The 17,683-nt window shown below is 45.9% G+C and carries 11 protein-coding genes; 6 read left to right on the forward strand and 5 right to left on the reverse strand.

From position 1 onward, the window contains the following. Nucleotides 1-6: 6 nt before the first annotated feature. From ACES2C_RS17065 to ACES2C_RS17075, 3 genes are all read right to left on the reverse strand, one after another. Nucleotides 7-948, reverse strand: coding sequence for a type IX secretion system membrane protein PorP/SprF (locus ACES2C_RS17065; protein ID WP_374164272.1), 942 nt, complete (start codon nucleotides 946-948; stop codon nucleotides 7-9). A gap of 1 nt (nucleotide 949) precedes the next feature. Next, nucleotides 950-4,273, reverse strand: coding sequence for an Ig-like domain-containing protein (locus ACES2C_RS17070; RefSeq protein ID WP_374164273.1), 3,324 nt, complete (start codon nucleotides 4,271-4,273; stop codon nucleotides 950-952). Between the two features lie 184 nt (nucleotides 4,274-4,457). Beyond that, the gene (locus ACES2C_RS17075; RefSeq protein ID WP_374164274.1) at nucleotides 4,458-5,087 is read right to left on the reverse strand and encodes a DapH/DapD/GlmU-related protein; all 630 of its coding nucleotides are present in this window, start codon (nucleotides 5,085-5,087) and stop codon (nucleotides 4,458-4,460) included. 164 nt (nucleotides 5,088-5,251) lie between these two features. On the opposite strand from ACES2C_RS17075, the gene ACES2C_RS17080 reads away from it, so the two are divergent. From ACES2C_RS17080 to ACES2C_RS17105, 6 genes are all read left to right on the forward strand, one after another. Next, the gene (locus tag ACES2C_RS17080) at nucleotides 5,252-5,935 is read left to right on the forward strand and encodes a TolC family protein (RefSeq protein WP_374164275.1); all 684 of its coding nucleotides are present in this window, start codon (nucleotides 5,252-5,254) and stop codon (nucleotides 5,933-5,935) included. Further along, entirely contained in the window at nucleotides 5,935-8,100 is a 2,166-nt protein-coding gene (locus ACES2C_RS17085) for an exopolysaccharide transport family protein (protein WP_374164276.1), read from the forward strand. Before ACES2C_RS17080 ends, ACES2C_RS17085 begins: the two co-directional genes overlap by 1 nt. Nucleotides 8,101-8,113: 13 nt before the next feature. After that, a complete protein-coding gene (locus ACES2C_RS17090; RefSeq protein WP_374164277.1) occupies nucleotides 8,114-8,947 on the forward strand; it encodes a glycosyltransferase in 834 nt (277 codons plus the stop codon). 471 nt (nucleotides 8,948-9,418) lie between these two features. Continuing rightward, complete coding sequence (locus tag ACES2C_RS17095; protein ID WP_374164278.1) at nucleotides 9,419-10,879, forward strand: O-antigen ligase family protein; 1,461 nt, start codon at nucleotides 9,419-9,421, stop codon at nucleotides 10,877-10,879. 302 nt (nucleotides 10,880-11,181) lie between these two features. Next, entirely contained in the window at nucleotides 11,182-12,078 is an 897-nt protein-coding gene (locus tag ACES2C_RS17100; protein ID WP_374164279.1) for a glycosyltransferase, read from the forward strand. A gap of 101 nt (nucleotides 12,079-12,179) precedes the next feature. Then, a complete protein-coding gene (locus ACES2C_RS17105; protein WP_374164280.1) occupies nucleotides 12,180-12,971 on the forward strand; it encodes a TIGR00266 family protein in 792 nt (263 codons plus the stop codon). 58 nt (nucleotides 12,972-13,029) lie between these two features. On the opposite strand, the gene ccsA is transcribed toward ACES2C_RS17105, so the two are convergent. Beyond that, nucleotides 13,030-16,158 (reverse strand): cytochrome c biogenesis protein CcsA, encoded by a 3,129-nt coding sequence (ccsA, locus tag ACES2C_RS17110; protein ID WP_374164281.1) that lies wholly within the window; start codon nucleotides 16,156-16,158, stop codon nucleotides 13,030-13,032. A 5-nt stretch (nucleotides 16,159-16,163) separates the two neighbouring features. Further along, nucleotides 16,164-17,645 (reverse strand): ammonia-forming cytochrome c nitrite reductase, encoded by a 1,482-nt coding sequence (nrfA, locus tag ACES2C_RS17115; RefSeq protein WP_374164282.1) that lies wholly within the window; start codon nucleotides 17,643-17,645, stop codon nucleotides 16,164-16,166. Nucleotides 17,646-17,683 lie beyond the last annotated feature (38 nt).

A 17,683-nucleotide genomic window follows, 5' to 3' on the forward strand; every position in this document is an offset into this window, starting at 1 on the left:
ATATCATTAAAAATATCTGGGAGACAGAATCTTATTCCGGGAAGCCCCAAATTCGAAACGCACCATAATCTCGTGACTGCCGCTATTAAAACCCTTTAATTCAGTAGTGCTGTGATCGTAGCTATAACCAATTCGTACCTGAGGGGTTGCCTGCACCTCCAAAAGGCCTGAAACATCGGCATTTGTTCTATATTGCGCACCCAATGCTATCACATCTTTGATCCATAAGGTGGACGTTAAGTCGGCTTCGACAGGTGCACCGCTGACCCCCTTTATTAACATCGACGGCTTCAGCTTAAAGTCATCATTTATAGTAAATACAAAGCCGGATGCTAAGAACAGGTGCGGCCTCGTTCCTGATCTTTCTGAATTGTTTCCCTTCTCAGAATTGCTATTGCTGGTTATCTGATTTGCAAGCAGGTTGAGTGCCGACAATCCCACGTAAAATTTATCTGAGTTCAGGTAGACTCCTGTCCCAAAATTTGCCAGAATTTTATTGGAGTTGTTTGCAAAGGCCGGATCATAAGCTGAATTATTATTAAGTCTCACATCTGTAAAGTTTGCGCGGTATTGCTGAATACTTCCCTGAATTCCGAACGATAGAGACGCTCGGGACATACGGATCCTGTATGCATATGAGCCGGCGGTACCGGTTGTATTTGTGATTCCAAGTCGATCACTATAGATCAGAAGTCCTAAACCTATCCTCCTGTCGTCCAGGGCTGCATCTAAAGTAAAAGTGCCAGTCTTTGGGGCGCCCTCTACTCCTGTCCACTGGCTTCTATACAAAGCCGTGGCTGACAGCACATTCCTGCTTCCAGCGTAAGCCGGATTAATAGCAAGCGAGTTGAACATGTATTGGGAATACATGGGATCTTGCTGCGCTCTTGCGCGGTAAGAAAGTGCAACCAGGCCGACGAGCACCAGTGATTTAAAGAGGCGTCCCATTCTACCTGTTAATTGTAATGTATCCAACTTTCCTTTCATTGCCGTCAAATATGGCTATGTAATAATATGTGCCCACAGGAAGATCCTCTCCAATGTGTATACCTGTATTGCATTTTCCCGTCCAATCATTTCCGTAATTCTCAGACTTAAAAACCCTGTTGCCCCACCTGTTAAACACTTCCAGGTTTATGTGCTTTAAGCCAGTATTCTCAATAACAAATACGTCATTGATCCCGTCGCCATTGGGTGAAAAGCCTTCCGGTATAAATAAACTCTGTTTTGCCAAGGCTACAGGAGTCGGAATGGCTGGGGACGGATCACCGGGGACAAAAGGATCGGGAGACAAACCATTGGTAGAGACGTCCTGCGTTTGTTTTCCTGTATTGTCGGCTTGTCCCTGAGCATAGGCTATATTCACATATGAGCCGTTTTCCGAGCCAGCAGACACAAGTACTTCGAGAGATACGGTTTCCTTCCACCGCGGATCCAGGGTACTGGTCAACGTTAGGAGGTTTTTGTCTGCAACTCCGTTGTAGTTCTTATTAACGCTCAGCGAGCCGGTCCCCGTGATCCGCAGGACCCTTATGTCTGCACCCTTGAATGCAAGTCCCAGATCGTCCAATAAGGTGAGATTCTTTATAATGTCGTCGCCATAGTTAACGAGAGTAAAAACAAACTGAACAGTGTAGCTTCCATCATTGTTCTTTATTGTGGACGTCACGGCTTTCGCAAGACCGAGTTGTGCTGGTCTACTTACTTCAACTAAAATCCTTCCGGGCGAAGATTCAATCCCATTTTTATCTCTGATTACATAGCTAAAATTGTCGCTGCCCACATAGCCTGGATTAGGAGTATACTTCACTGTCCCGCTAGCCGGATCAACGGTTATAGTCCCGTGGGTAGGTTGTGCGGTGATAACCACGGTACTACCTTGCGGCCTCGGAACATCTATCATCACATTTTGACCTTCGTTACCTCCAACTTCCAGATCAGGAGCTATTGGAGGAACCCCTGTTACTAATACTTCAACTTCAATCGAATCTGATTGGAGGCCATCTGGAGTCATAAGTCTATAGGTAAAGTTGTCTGTCCCCGAAAAACCCGCCGCGGGGGAATAAGTAACAGACCCTGCGGCATTTACCTTAGCCGTTCCTCGCAAGGGAGTAGAGTTCAAAAGAATAGTAGTTCCAGCTTTACTGATATCGTTGTCTTTTACTGGAATTTCCACCGCGGCACCAATTGTAGTCGTTCTATAATCCCGGCTTCCGGAAGGCACAACATTAACGAAGACTTCCACGGGACCTGATTCGAGGCCCTCCTTGTTTCTCAAAATGTATGCGAAACGATCTTTTCCGCTAAAGCCTATCGCCGGAATATAGGTGATAGAACCGTTACTATTGACTGTAATATACCCGTTTTGAGGATCAGTGTTTTTTAAAACGGTGGCACCACTCTTTCCTTTGTCATTGTCGAGAACAGGGATAGAGACAGGCTTCTCAGCGGTAGTCCATGCGATATCAGAGGTACCTTCCGGCTTTACATTTACTGCAATGACCACCGTAGCGGGAGCAGACTCGGCTCCAAAATTATCCTTTATCGTATATGTAAAAGAGTCAAACCCCGAATATCCGTCATTAGGCCAGTATCTGACAGACCCTGTCGCAGCGTCGACTACAACAGTCCCTCGTTGCGGCAGGGACTTAAGGGAGATCGATGTCTTATCTAACGTTCCGTTGTCATCGGGGTCGATATCGTTCGCAAGTACGTCGATATCGATAAACGTACTTAACCCGGTGGTTGCAGTGTCGTTAATTGCAACGGGATTATGGTTTACTGATACCAGTACCTCGTCAAATACATCGCAGCCCCTTGCAGCGGAAATGGTCCACCTGAACTTATAAGTACCGCCCCGAAGGTTCGTCACCGTAGGGTTGCGAATCGTAAAGCTGGAAAACGATGCCGCCGCAGGGCCTTCAACTTGTGTCCAACGACCGGTATTGGTTCCCGGGTCGCTGCCGTCCAGAACAGTAGCCCCTGTAGTTGTTTGCGTGTTAACCAGTTGATCCTGGCCTGCAGCTGGCTGAGGCGGAGCGCTGACATACGTTACGTTTATCATAATTGGATCTGACGTTTTCCCATAGTTATCTGTGACGGTGTAGCTAGTTGAGACAAGCCCTGCAAAGTCTGTTGCCGGCGTAAAGACCACTAATCCGTCATCACCAACAACGAAGGTACCTTTACCTGCAATGGTTTTAGAAGTCTGAATTCCAATAACAGCAGGGTTCAAATCGATCATGTTGCGCAGGATCTTTCCTCCAATATTTTTGCTTGTATCATTCGATGTTACATCTATGACAACTGGCTTGCCAAGACAAGAGGCAACATCGTCTTTTGCACCGACTGGCTTTGTCAGACCCGTAGAGTCTGATACATCAATAAATACATTTCTTATCTCGTGAAAATTAGTCTGGTTTCCTGTTGAAGAAGCTATGCCATATTTGAGGATAGGCGGAGCCGGCTGTGCATAGTAGTAATTGTCAATGACCGTTGTCGTTACTGGTTTGAGCCCGCCTCTGGTAATTTTGACGGTGATGTTATAACCCCCATTTGGGTTCGGCGACAGATCTATGTATGCTCTCCTGTAACCACTGCTAAGGGAGTCTGGTTTTCTAGCCTGTCCCTCGGTAACCATATCAAAGCCAAGCTTGTTGGTCTCAACCGACGTAAGAAAGGGATAGTTGTCCGGAGTGAGGGCGGCTCCGTCTCCTTTTCCCCGCAACGTGACTGATCCTGGATGCTGACCGGGATATCCTCCTTGACGACCTTCTCCGTCGTTAGAAAAGTTACCGTATTCATCTATTCCGATCCCGAGATACCCTTTGCTGACTCCGGGCGATATTGGATTAGTCGTTGTAATTTGAGCGTAGCCAAGCGATCCTCCGAATCCGCCAATCACAAACGGATCAGCGGTTGCATCAAACAAAAACAGGCTGATACCATCAGCGCCTGTTCCTCCATATATGTAGTATTCAAAGGCGACCGTTAAGCCGTTGGTGGAGGGAAATTCTACGTTGCTGATTACGTAACCTTTCTGGTCTTTCGAATTGTTGGTTAACCTTAGGTAACCATCGCCCTGTGGGTCTATTGATCCGCCATTGGGTGCCGTTCCTTTGGCAGCAGTCAGAAAAGCCGCGGGAGCACCTCCAAAGGTAATACCGGGAGCTGCTCCATTCTTAAAGCTCTCACGGTAAGGAAACTGAGCAAAGGTATCCGCAGTTACAAGGGTAATTAATAGAGCTACCGCGAGCCGTATTTGCTTAAACATATTATGTTATGCGTGTTAAATGAGTCCGGACAGGAAGGCCGGATGCGGTTACAGGACCATTGTTTCTATTATATAGCTGTCCCCAACTGTATCATTTTATTAATTTACAAGTTCAGTGCGAGGAGTTGCCATAAGAGTGCATATAGAACTATTAAAGACGCCTTCCTCAAATGCAAATAGGTCTTCAAGCCGGATTAGGTACTCTACCCCATTTTCTACTATTAAAATCATATGTCTTAATTATTTTAGCCGGATTTCCTACGATGACGGAGTATGGGGGAACGTCTTTTGTAACGACAGCACCTGCCCCGACAACGGAATGTTTTCCGATTCTTACGCCAGCTGTAATTACCGCATTTGCACCTATCCAACAGTCGTCGTCGATCGTTATACGGGACGTGTTTACTTTTTGTTTCCTGATAGGAACTTTAATATCGGTATACTCATGATTTAAGCCGCTTATGACAACGTTCTGAGCAATGATGACGTTGTCGCCGATCGAAACAGGTCCGATGAGTACTGAACTTATCCCCACAAGCGTATACCGGCCGATCAGTACGTCTCCCACTCCATTATTTACGGTACAGAAGTCTTCTACCACTGACAGTTTACCGAGGGTGAATTGATTAAAAGGTACCACATCCATTCTGCAAGTCGCCCTGACTTTACTACCTCGTTCCTTCTTATGCACCCACGGGTTTACAAATATTCTAACCCACCAGCGAGGATAGGCCTCACCTTTAGGAATTAAAAGCCAATGAATGAAGGCTTTCAAACGCTTGTTGCCTTTTAATAGCTGCTTAATTTGCATCATTTCGCATAAACATGAGGTTTTATACGGGATACCGTAAATTAAGTGACAGGAAAAATAAAAATAAAAGACCCTTTAAAATGAAACCTTAGTTTGTGAGAGTAAGTATAACAGCCAAAACCCAAACATGCTCGTCAGCTTGGTTGACGCTCTTTTACTTAATAATTATGAAATACAAGAAACTAGCAGCAGTTCTGATGCTAATTATCCTTGCGTGTGCGAGGGAAACAAGAGCTCAGGAAACAATGCTAAATAATTTTTCTTATTTATATCTCGAGAGGTTAGTAGCAGTCGCTAAGGAGAACTATCCGAGGTCAAAGGTTTTTGAGGAGAAAGTTTCTATAGCAAAAAACAATATAGCCACGCAAAAAATATCCTGGCTCGATCCTTTATCTTTCACATATTACCGGCGATCTGGAGATAACACTGTCAGCCTTGTCGACCCGGCATTACTCACAGGACATCAGTTCGGAGTTTCTATCAATCCTGGTTCGTTTTTTAATAAGCCATTTGCTGTGAAGACTGCAAAGGAACAACTAAAAATTGCAGTGCTTGACCAGCAAGAGTACTCCCTCCAGCTGGAGTCAGAAGTGAAGCGTCGTTATCTTTTCTATTTACAAAACCAGAACAGCCTTCGTCTTCAGGCAAAGATGGTGCTCGATGCGGAAAGCTCCTTTAAAGACATTAAAAACAGATATGAAAAGGGGGAGATTTCGTTTCGGGATTACAACGAAGCATCCCTCTCTCTTAGCAGTACACTACAGGCAAGGATAAATGCTGAAGCAGCTCTTATGTCATCGAAAGTGGCACTAGAAGAACTTTTGGTCAAAAAACTGGAGGAAATCAAATAATGGATGAACTCAGAAAATTTTTAAAGCTACTCCGTAAGAAGCGGTATACGCTCGTTTGCATACCTCTGCTCTCCATCGCCGTAACCTATTTCCTCGTCAGAAACATGGCGAGCTCCTATATGTCAGAAGCAAGGATTGCCACGGGCCTGCTCGAGGACAGCCACCCTTTCGCCGGAATGGCAGCCGGTTTGGCAAAGGGGTCTGAACTGACTCTTCAGTTTAGTAATATTGTTGAAACAATGAGAATGAAAAGGATACTTGATCAGGTATCCTATAAATTAATTATACATGACCTGACCTCATCATCTCCTTTTCGGAAACCTAGCTCAAAACTAGCTGATTTAAAGCCTGAAGTGCGAAAGAGGGCTTTAAAGATCTTTCTTGATAAATACAATAAAAATCAAGAGTTGAATCTTTGGAATAAGGAGGAGGAATTGCTGTTTCAGGTACTCAAATCTATGGAGTACGACAGCAACTCACTTGATGACAAACTTAAGGTTTATAGGGCTGGCGATTCTGACTTTATTAATGTCGACTTTGAGTCAGAGAACCCCCGGCTTTCGGCATTTGTCGCCAACTACACATCGACCGAGTTTGTTAAATATTACACAGTATTAAAAAAAGCTAATCAGGTCAAAACCAATGCATTCTTCAAGAGCCTGCTTAAGGAAAAGAAAGATATATTAAATAAAGCAGTCGATTCTCTGAGGAGCTATAAGATCAGAAACAGAGTATTGAATCTAGACGATCAGTCTAGTCAGCTCTATGCCCAAATCCTGGACTACAATAACCGAAAACAGGATGTAATAAAGTCTATCGCCTCTAACGCCGGCGCTTTAAGTGAGATAGACCGAAAGTTCGACCCTTCTCAAAGGAAATACCTCGAATCTGCGCTTACTCGGCTGAACCAGAGAATTTTAGGCACCCGGCAGGAACTGCAGGCCCTTTATGACCAGTACATTCAGAGTAATTTTGACGAACAGTATAAGGCTTCTATAGATTCTTTACAAAATATTTTAACGGGCCAGATAAACAAGAGTAACGACACATATGCCTACAATCCGCTAACAACAAAAGAGGCGCTGGTTCAGCAGAAGTTAAATCTGGAAGTGCAGTTAGACTTGTCGAAGTATAGTATGAGCTCCATTGAGAAGGAGTTAAGTAATCTGAACGCGCAGCTCGATCAACTGGTCCCGCACGAGGCACTAGTTCAGGCCTTGGATCGGGACATAGGAGTGGCCAGCCAGGAGTATCTTGACGTGCTTGCCAAATACAATCAGAGTAGCCTGGAGTCGGGCCTCTCTATTAAACTTCGTCTGGTCGAAAACGCCATGCCGGGTACAGCACAGTCTTCAAAGAAGATGCTGATCGTAATTCTTGCGGGTTTGCTTAGTCTGATCTTCTGCATCTCCGTTCTGTTTGTAATCTACTTCTTTGATAACTCCATTAATTCCCCCCGGGACCTTAGCTGCCGCTCGGGACTTCGTGTCTTAGGAGATTTAGCGATGATTGACCAGCCGCGAATTGAATTACAACAGGTTTGGGACAACCGGGAGAATAGCGCGGCCACGGCAGAATTCAAAGATGAACTCCGCGCTATCAGGTTTGAAATTGAAAGTCTGCTAAAAGGAAAGATCATAGCTGTTAGCAGCATGATGCCGCAGGAAGGCAAGACATTGCTTACCGTTTGCCTTACATATGCCTTCAAAATGATCAATCGAAAGGTGTTGATTATCGATGGCGACTTTTCAGATCCTTCGATTTCAGCTACTTCCACGTCTGACGTTTATTTAGAAGACTTTTTTAATGGAAAAAGGGAACTGAAAAGTAATGGTGCATCATCTGTTACTGTCCTGAAAAACCGGGGCGGAGATACCTCAATTTTTGAGATCTGTGAAGACCGTGAGGTAAGGGACAGACTTTCTTGTCTAAAAGACCAATTCGATATTATTTTAATTGAGACACCTGCGCTGAGCGATTTTACGCCTGCAAAAGAATGGATTAGCGTAAGTGACCATGTTGTTACTGTTTTTGAGTCAGGACAGAGTTTGTCAGAGAAAAAGCTACACGTCATTCAGTACCTGAAGGGACTAGGAGACAAGCATCTTGGCTGGGTTCTTAATAAAGTAAAATATGCACGCAGGGCACAGATTAAAAAAAGGTAAAGGAGGGTAAGTAATGGTGACTGAGGAATGGATCTGGACAACTTTTCAGGTTATTGTTGGATACAATCTGTTTATGCCCTTCCTCCTGTATTGTTGCTGGAGGCTAATCACATCGAAACGTAATACAAACATCGTAGCTTCCCGCGAGCCTGACTACGCAATTATAGTAACAGCATATGAACAAACTGATTCGCTTTACGCAGTAGTAGATTCGATTTCGCGTTTGAACTATTCAAATTATATCGTGTACGTGGTTGCCGATAATTGCGACGTAACTGATCTTATCTTTCCTGACAACAGAGTGATGTTGTTGCACCCACCGGAAACAATTGCAAGTAACACCGGATCGCATTTTTATGCAATCCGTAATTTTGTAAGAAAGCACGAACGGCTCACGATTATTGATAGTGATAACCTTGTACATCCAGAATACCTTAACGAGTTGAATCGCACTTTTAGCCAGGGCTTTGAAGCCGTTCAGGGAGTAAGAAAGGCGAAGAACCTGAACAGTACTCTGGCATGTCTTGATGCAGCGCGCGATATATACTATAATTTTTACGATGGAAAGTTGTTGTTTGGACTAGGCTCATCCGCTACTCTTGCAGGCTCTGGCATGGCCTTTACTGTGGCGTTATATGGCAGGTGTCTGCAGGACTCCTCAGTTAGCGGCGCCGGATTTGATAAAGTGCTTCAAGCCGAGATCGTAGGAGCAAACGAGAGAATCGCCTTCTGCGAGCGCGCTTGGGTGTATGATGAAAAGACATCCGGTTCCGATCAGCTCGTTAATCAGCGCGCCCGGTGGATCAGTACGTGGTTCCGTTTTTTTCAAAAGGATTTCGTATTTTGATCAAGGGGGTAAAAAATGCCAGTTTTAATCAGTTTTTGTTTGGACTAATACTGTTACGTCCACCGCTTTTTATATTCTTGATACTTTCAGTTTGCTTAACGATCATAGATCTTTTTGTTCAGCCCGCACTGGTACCGGTATGGATAGCCGGTTTTATTTCTTTTATTTCCGCCTTTGTTATAGCGTTAAAAAAGTCTGACGCGGACCCTAAGATCTATAAGGCTCTGAACCAAATACCGGTTTTCATGATCCTTCAGTTAAAAGCATTGGTAAGTTCAAGGAATGCAAGCAAGCGTTCTGTTGCTACTCGCCATTTTCAACATTCGGAAATTACCGATATTAATACAAAACAATGAGAACAGATCCTCCTAAGGAGGTCAAGCAGGCCTCTAAACATAATTTAAAGGAGACGCTTGCAATAGGCGTCTGCTTCACAGTGACGTTTTTCTTCGTAATCAAAATCCTGTTTTTATGATTACGGATGAGCTTCCATTTTCTATTGATGCCAGACCTATTGCTCAGCCGGGTAAGACCCGTCTTAGCAAAGCTACACTTGTCATGCTGGGAGGCTGCGTTGTAATTGTTACCTTATTAAAGGTGTTTGGCATACTTGGAGGTGCGCTTTTTCTATTGCTTGGAGCTGGTATTCCTGTCGTAGCAGCAATGATAGCTTTTCCCCAGTTCGGTATTCTGACCTTGCTATTTGCCGCGTACCTTATTATGTGGTTCATCAGAATGAACTTGATAAGCTTCCCACTTGGAACTTTGATGGATGCGATGGAGGTCTTACTGCTGGTGGGTTTCCTTATCAAGCAAAAGCAGCAACCTGACTGGAAGATCTATAAAAATCCTATCACTTATCTGGTTGTCATCTGGATCATTTACAATCTCATTCAGGTAGCTAACCCCAGTGCTGAGTCGAGGCTGGCTTGGCTATACACTATCCGTTCGGTGGCAATGGTGATGTTGATGTACTTTGTTTTTCTTTACCATATTACCTCAGTAGAGTTTATTCGGGTAATCATCAAGGTATGGCTAGCGCTTTCTCTATTTGCTGCCGCTTATGCACTTAAGCAGGAATTTATAGGCTTTGCCGGCTTTGAGCTAAACGAGCTGGCCGCTAGCCCGAAGCTACAAGAACTTCTTTTTATCGGCGGACATTGGCGCAAGTTCTCGATATTCTCCGATCCTGTTGCTTTCTCATATAACATGGTAGCAAGCACTCTGCTATGTATTGCGTTGATATGGGGTCCCACCTCTGCCGCGAAAAAAATCGTCCTTACAGTCATCTCATGTGTGCTTATCTTCGCTATGCTCTTCTCGGGCACAAGAGGTGCATATGTTCTTATTCCTGCTGCATGTTGCCTGTGGTTTATTTTATGTTATAATCGTAAGATACTCGTCATCATGCTGATTGCTGCAGGGGTGCTTGGAACGCTAATTATGATGCCTACCGATAATCCTGGACTAATGCGGTTTCAGTCTGCTTTCCGGCCGTCGGAAGATGCATCTTATAGTGTCAGAGCCAACAATCAGAAAAGAATTAAGCCATATATTCACAGGCATCCTCTAGGAGGAGGCCTGGGGGCGACTGGCGTGTGGGGCGCACGCTTTGCTCCATATTCGTTTCTCGCTTCTTTCCCTCCTGACAGTGGTTACGTTAGGGTTGCAGTCGAACTTGGCTGGCTCGGCCTCATTATATTTTCAACTTTCATGTTTGTCGTTCTAAAAACAGGTATACAGAACTTTTTTAGAATACGCGATCCTGAACTAAAATCATACTGTCTCGCTATGGTACTGATCATCTTTGCTCTTAATGTAGGGAACTTCCCACAAGAGGCACTTGTTCAATTTCCTACCAGCATATATTTTTATATGTATATAGCTATTATGATGAACACATTACGAATAGACCAGCAGAAATGGAACTGAGAGAGCAATGCATTTTTATTCTTTCCACAGCCAAGTTTGACGGACCTTTTGAGTCTACTAGCTACACAATTGCCCGAAGTTTGGCGCGGTACAATGACGTTTATTATATTGATTATCCGTATACCTGGAGGGACTATCTAAAAAGAGAACCTTTTGACGCCTGGCTCCGACGTAAATCATACTTTTCGCCCTTTTCTGATGGCATATTAAAGACAGATATCCCACGGTTAAAAGTCGTGATATGTCCACCTCTGCTATCGATAAATTTTTTACCAGAGGGCGCTGTTTATCGGAAAGCACTCATGATCAACGAATCAATCATCGCGGGCAGAATAAAAAAGTTGCTAAAAAGAAGCAAGATAAAGGACTATCTATACATTAATTCATTCAACTTTCACTACCCGGGAATCGCTTCCAAGCTGTCGCCGCTACTAGCTGTTTACCACTGCGTTGATCCGCTGGTGGTGCCTTACGATCGAAAGCACGGCGTTATTTCAGAGGAGATTTTGTCAAAAAACAGCGACCTGATAATTTGCACGAGCAAGCAACTTCAGTTTGAAAAGAAACAATTCAACCCTAATACTTTTTTTGTTCCTAATGCGGCAGATATCAGTTTGTCTGCTAAAGCCCTGGATCATAATCTCCCTGTTGCAGAAAAAATAAAAGCGATTCCAAAGCCAGTAGTTGGCTATTTCGGAAACATCGAACGCAGAATGGATTTTGAGCTTTTAAAAGAAGTGATAGAAACTAATCCTGACAAGAGCTTCGTTTTTGCGGGCCCGGTTGGTACTGGATTTGTTCCTGACTGGTTTTACAGCACCTCGAATATCTATCTACCGGGGCGGTTTGAGTACCAACAGATGCCATCTGTCATTAAAGGTTTTGACGTTTCGGTTATTCCATTCAAGAAAGATGAATTCAGCCGGACGATCTTTCCACTGAAGCTCTTCGAGTATCTGGGAGCCGGCAAACCCGTAGTTGCTACTGACTTCAATGACGATTTGAGAGAGTTTACAGAAGATACTGTTACATATTGTTCTGATGCTGTTTCTTTTTCAGCTGCGATTGAAAAATGTCTGGCCGACAACCCGCTCAGCTCTATTAATAAACGAGTAAACGTTGCAAAACGCAATACGTGGGAGCATCGCATACAACAGTTCGCATCGCTTTTGCGAGCCTCATTAGACCGGCGCATGTAACTGTCGGTTGTTTAACGTTCTCCCTGCTACTACCTTCCTCCGTTTCGTTTTAAGTGAAACTCTTCTTACATTAGTTTAAACCTTTAATCAGAAAATAACTAATGATTAACAACCACGAAATAGACTACCGCATCTTTGGAGAAGAAATGCAGTATGTAGAGATCGAACTCGATCCCAATGAGACCGCGGTCGCCGAGCCCGGAGCTTTTATGATGATGGAAGACGGTATCCAGATGCAGACTATCTTTGGCGATGGGAGTCAGCAAAGCGGAGGATTACTTGGAAAATTATTTAGCGCCGGAAAGCGGCTGCTCACAGGCGAGAATCTGTTTATGACGGCCTTCACGAATCAGGGGTACGGAAAAAAACGGGTAAGCTTCGCCTCTCCCTATCCCGGGAAAATCGTTCCGCTTGACCTTCAGGCACTCGGAGGCCGTGTCGTATGCCAGAAAGACTCGTTCCTTTGCGCGGCAAAAGGGGTGAGCGTAAGCATTGAGTTTCAGCGAAAGCTCGGTAGCGGACTCTTTGGCGGAGAAGGCTTTATCATGCAGAAGCTGGAAGGCGATGGCATGGCTTTTATGCATGCTGGCGGCCATGTGTTCGAAAGAGTGCTGGAATCGGGGCAGCTTCTTAAGATCGATACCGGATGTATTGTGGGCTTTACCTACGGCGTAGATTATGACATCCAGTTCGTCGGAGGAATCAGGAACACGATTTTCGGCGGAGAAGGCGTGTTTTTTGCTACACTTAGAGGGCCTGGCAAAGTCTGGATACAGACGCTCCCTATAAGCAGGCTGGCGAGCCGCATCTTGCAGTTCGGCGGATCGCAGCGCAAGGAAGAAGGCAGCGTCCTCGGCGGACTAGGGAATCTGCTGGACGGAGACGGAAGGTAGTTTAGATCGATGAAGCCATTTAACATAAGAAACTCCTGGGAAACGCGGTCTTCTTATGTTAAATGGTTAACAGCTTCTTATCACGATCTGTCATCTTCCTGGATTTCAGTACAGCAACTGTCGATATGATCAGGAGCAATGCTACTACCCAGTATACCCAAAGGGGCACCGGGACAGGATCTCCGGCCGCGTAAGAGTGCAGTCCTGAGAGGTAATAATTGACCCCAAAGGATGTCATGATGATCGATGAAAAGCCCCAGAGGCTGGCGAGGTTGAATACCAATGCACTCCGCATTGCCGGAACGAGGCGTAGATGTAGTACGAAAGCATATACCAAAACAGAGATCAAAGCCCATGTTTCCTTCGGGTCCCAGGCCCAATATCGCCCCCAGCTCTCATTGGCCCAAACACCTCCCAAAAACGTTCCGATTGCGAGTAAGAACAAACCAACCGTGATAGCCATTTCGCTGACTATGCTCAGCTCCTGCATACTGGCCCACCAGTTCTCCGTTGGCGTGCGGGGCTTGAAGATCAGGAGCATCAGGCTTAACAGTGCGAGGATGGCAGCAAGCGCCAAAGGAGCGTAGGAGCTGACGATGATTGCAACGTGTATCTTAAGCCAATATGAGTGCAATACGGGCATCAGGTTGGTAATCTCCGGGTTAAGCCAGTCGAGGAAGCCGACAAAAAGTAAGGTACCCGAAAATAAAAGTGCCATTGGAACGGTGAACTTTGACTTTCCGGAGAAAAGCAAGCCGAAAAGAAGCACCCCCCATGCCACAAAGACAAGCATCTCAAATCCGTCTGTCCAGGGTGGATGTTTAGCAATGTACCACCGCAGGCCGAGATGAAAGCTGAAAATAAGCAGTCCTGCCCAAGCCAGTACTTGCCCTGCTCTCCAGGCCAGAAGCAGACTTCTGGACTCCCGGAAAAGCATAACGATACCTAAAACGAGCATGAGTGTCCCAAGCAGCCACAATGGTGCAAAGAGACGGCTGCCCAGGTTTAGCTTGTTGTACAGCAGCTCTGCTTCGATGGCCCTCTGATCGGGATAAACAGTGGCGCCGGCCTTCTGCTGGAAAAGCTCCATGTAGCTCAGCGCCTCATCGGCCTGCTTCCAGTTGCCTTCTACAATGCCCTTTTGCAAACCCGCCAGGTAGAGTGAAGTGATATTTCCGACAAATGCAGCATCTTCCTCCGGAAATCCCTTCTGCGACTGCTGGCTGGTAAACCATGTATTGTTCTTATCAAGGCGATTAGGAAAGATGCGAAGAAAATCCCCGGTCAATACGGCATAGAATATATTGAAACGTTCGTCTGTTTTTAAAAGCTCCTTGTGTCCCTCATTCCTTTCTGCCGGCTTCAGCTTGTTCGCTTCTTCTACCAGTTCGTGTAACAAGTATTCACCGTCTTTGTTCAGGAACTGCCGGAAGCTGATCTTTTCGGTAGGCTTTATACCAAGGGCAATAAAAGCTTCTCGCGACTTATCCTTGTCAATCCGAATGATCGGCATTTCACTGAATGTAGACGGGTCAAGCTGAACAGCAAGTAAAAACTGTTCGGCGTTTAACTTCGCGTCTCCCATAAAGGAAGGAAGGGTGATCGTTGACTTTCCATTTAACTTCCGCAGGATTTCGTTTGCCAGCGTGTTTAAGGGTTTCATCCGGCCGTCAAGGTCCTGCACAATCAGCCTTCCGTATCCCGCAGCTTTTGCTGCCGGCACGACCATTACTTTTCCCTTTGTCTGGCTAAAGCCTGCAAACGAGGCACATACGAAGGCCAGGCATAGTGTTGCTCTTTTTACACGTTGCCTGATGGTGCCAAGTTTATTATTAAGCAAGTGAAAGCGACTGCCTTTAGCGAAAAAGGTGAGCACCATTCCCAACCCAAGCAGAAAGTATCCAAGATAGGTAAGATAGGTGCCTGCCCGGTCCTGATTAACAGACAAGACGGTTCCTCTTTCATCACTGTCGTAGGACGACTGATAGAAGCGGAACCCTTTATGATCGAGTACGTTATTCATAAAAACCCGGTAGGGAAAAGAGCCGGCAGCGTCGATTACATCCAATTCACTGGCATAGCTTTCCGGGCTTTGACTTCCAGGATATCGCTCCAATTCAAATTTTTTAAGATACAGGCTGAAGGGCAGGCGCTCGGCCCTCGGGCCATAGGCAATACTGTATTTGCGGCCTTCATGATCGAAGGTGTGCCAGGCTGGGTCGTACTTTGATATCCTGACGTAAGTATCAGTTACAGGCTGATCTCCGGCAGCGAGCACCTTCATCCTTACCACGTCGGCCAGATTCTTTGCAGCCTTTTCATCTCTTTCTGTTGAGTACTTTAGGGCTGACCCTTCGTGAATGGCCTTAACAAGGAAAGCTGCAGTCTGCGTCTGATACAGTGCTCTGGTTTGAAGCGGCTTTGTCTCGCCCCGCTTAATCACGCCCATCTTCTGGCTCGCCATCTCAAGAACCTGAAGATCTGTGTCTGCATTTATCATCCAGACTTTATCTTTTTTATAGATCCTGATCTGCCCGCCAGACGGCGTTCCAGTTGCCAGCAAAAGCTCGCCGATGAGCATGGTGTTTCCCTCCTTCAAAAGGTGATCTTCGCGTCCCTCTCCCATCGTGACTGCGAGGTCAAGGTAAACGTCCCGCCCTTTAGTTACCTCTTCTTTAGCTGACTTGATGTACTGATCGAATACAACCGTGAACTGCTCGCTTCCAAAGTCGGCTCCGATACTTTGCTTTTTAAAATTATGGCTGATGAGGTTCAGTGGCTTTTCAAACAAACGGCCTCCTCCCTGTCCCAGCTGTCGGAACTGGAGGTATCGGTTATTGGTGTAAAACGTATTCTCTTTGTGCCCCTCCCTGATGTGAATAGTGCCTTCGGTGCTAAAATAGCGTGTGACACCTGCACCGAGTATAATAACGACGAAGGCAATATGAAACAAACCGATGGGCCACCGCCCGGGACGAAGAAGCTTGTATTGACGTATATGGGCCAGAAAGTTTACAGCCAGCCAAAGCAGAATAACCTCAAACCACCATGCTTCGTACACGCTGCTTCTCGCTGCGGCGGTGCCGTGGTCGTTCTCAATGAAAGTGGCAACAGCACAGGACAGAGCAAAAGCAATCAGCAGGACAAGGGATATCCTTGTTGATAGAGCGAACCGGAAGTACTTCATGCAGGCTAGTTGAGCATATTTATTTTCATCTTCGCCTCACGTTCTTTTCCTTCCTTCAGCCATTTGGGTACTACCTGTTCCAGGAAGTTGGCTTTCTCCATCTTTTCCTTCTCAAGATTAACCCCTATGTAGGCCTGCAGCTCTGATTTACTGCTGAGATTAGGCATCTTCACTGGCTGGTTATGTCCCAGAGACGCGAGCACACGAGCTAGCTCGATGCGCGTATCCTGAATGATAGCGGAGCCTGAAGCCAGTACGCGGCTAGACTCTACAGGAGCATGGAAACCGGCACCGTGAGAAGCAGCAATATAGTCCCAGCGCCATTGTGCGTTACGGATGCCTTTCAGAATTTTGGCCATCTGCGCCTCTTTTGCCCCTAACTTCCATGCCTGCTCTGCTTCAAGGTGAGCCATAGCGATATGACGTTGCAACTGAGAAATAAGCTGCTTTACCTTGGTCTGCCGCTCGTACACATCGTCTACCAGCTCGGAAACCTTCTGCCGGTGGCAGACGAAACAGGAGTTCTCTACGTTTGCAAGCGGAGAGCCGATGTGGTGGTCGGTAAACTTCTGACCTCCTTCGGTACCATAGGGCATATGACAATCTGCGCAAGACACTCCCCTCTTGGCATGGACACCAAAAGAGTATATTTCGTAGTCGGGGTGCTGGGCCTTCAGCATCTTGGCTTTACTTAAGGGATGCACCCAGTCGGCAAAGTCGATGTTGTCATAGTATTCCTCCATTGCTTCAACAGTAAACCCTTTCTTCCATGGGAAGGTAACATACTGAGCTCCCTTGTGTGTCTTCTTGTCAAAATAGTACTCCACGTGGCATTGCGCACATACGAGGGATCTCATTTCCTGATAGGAAGCTTTGTTGATATCCTTGCCCATGGCCTGGTACGCTTCTACTAACGCCGGTCTGGTAATCGTCAGATTCATCGTTTTTGGATCATGACAATCAGCACAGCCGATCGGGTTAATGATCTGACTGCCAAAATCCGACAGCTTATGACTGTAGAAATTTACTACCCCCAGCTCTTTCATCAGCCGCGGCACGTCAGGACTCTTACACGTCCAGCAGGTGCTCGGCATAGCTCCTGATCCCGGCTCTTTAGGTGCGCCTATGCGTATCGACGCCAGCACGTCCCGAACGGCATGATTGTGGCCCCTTGGCTGGTTATAGCCCTTACTGAAGGCGTAACCCGCCCATAATATAATTGTTTCGGGGTTCTCTTCAAGAGCGTCACGAAAGCCGCTGGTGTTGTATTTACTCTTAAACGTCGTGTCCTGGGTTTTTTGGTACGACTGGTACTGGCGCGGATAGTTCAGCCCCCACAGGGAGTCGCGCGGCTCAATTCCTTCGATCTTAACCTTGGCATGGTAAGCAAACTTCGCTTCCGTCCTTCGATCCATGATTGAATATACCAGCATAGACAGCAGAAAGACTACCACTATTGTTCCGATAAAGAGTATCCAGTTTTTCATTGATATAATTTGTTTTTTAATGGTAATGAAGCGATCAT

It is taken from the genome of Arcticibacter sp. MXS-1 (assembly GCF_041902385.1).
Classification (GTDB): domain Bacteria; phylum Bacteroidota; class Bacteroidia; order Sphingobacteriales; family Sphingobacteriaceae; genus Arcticibacter.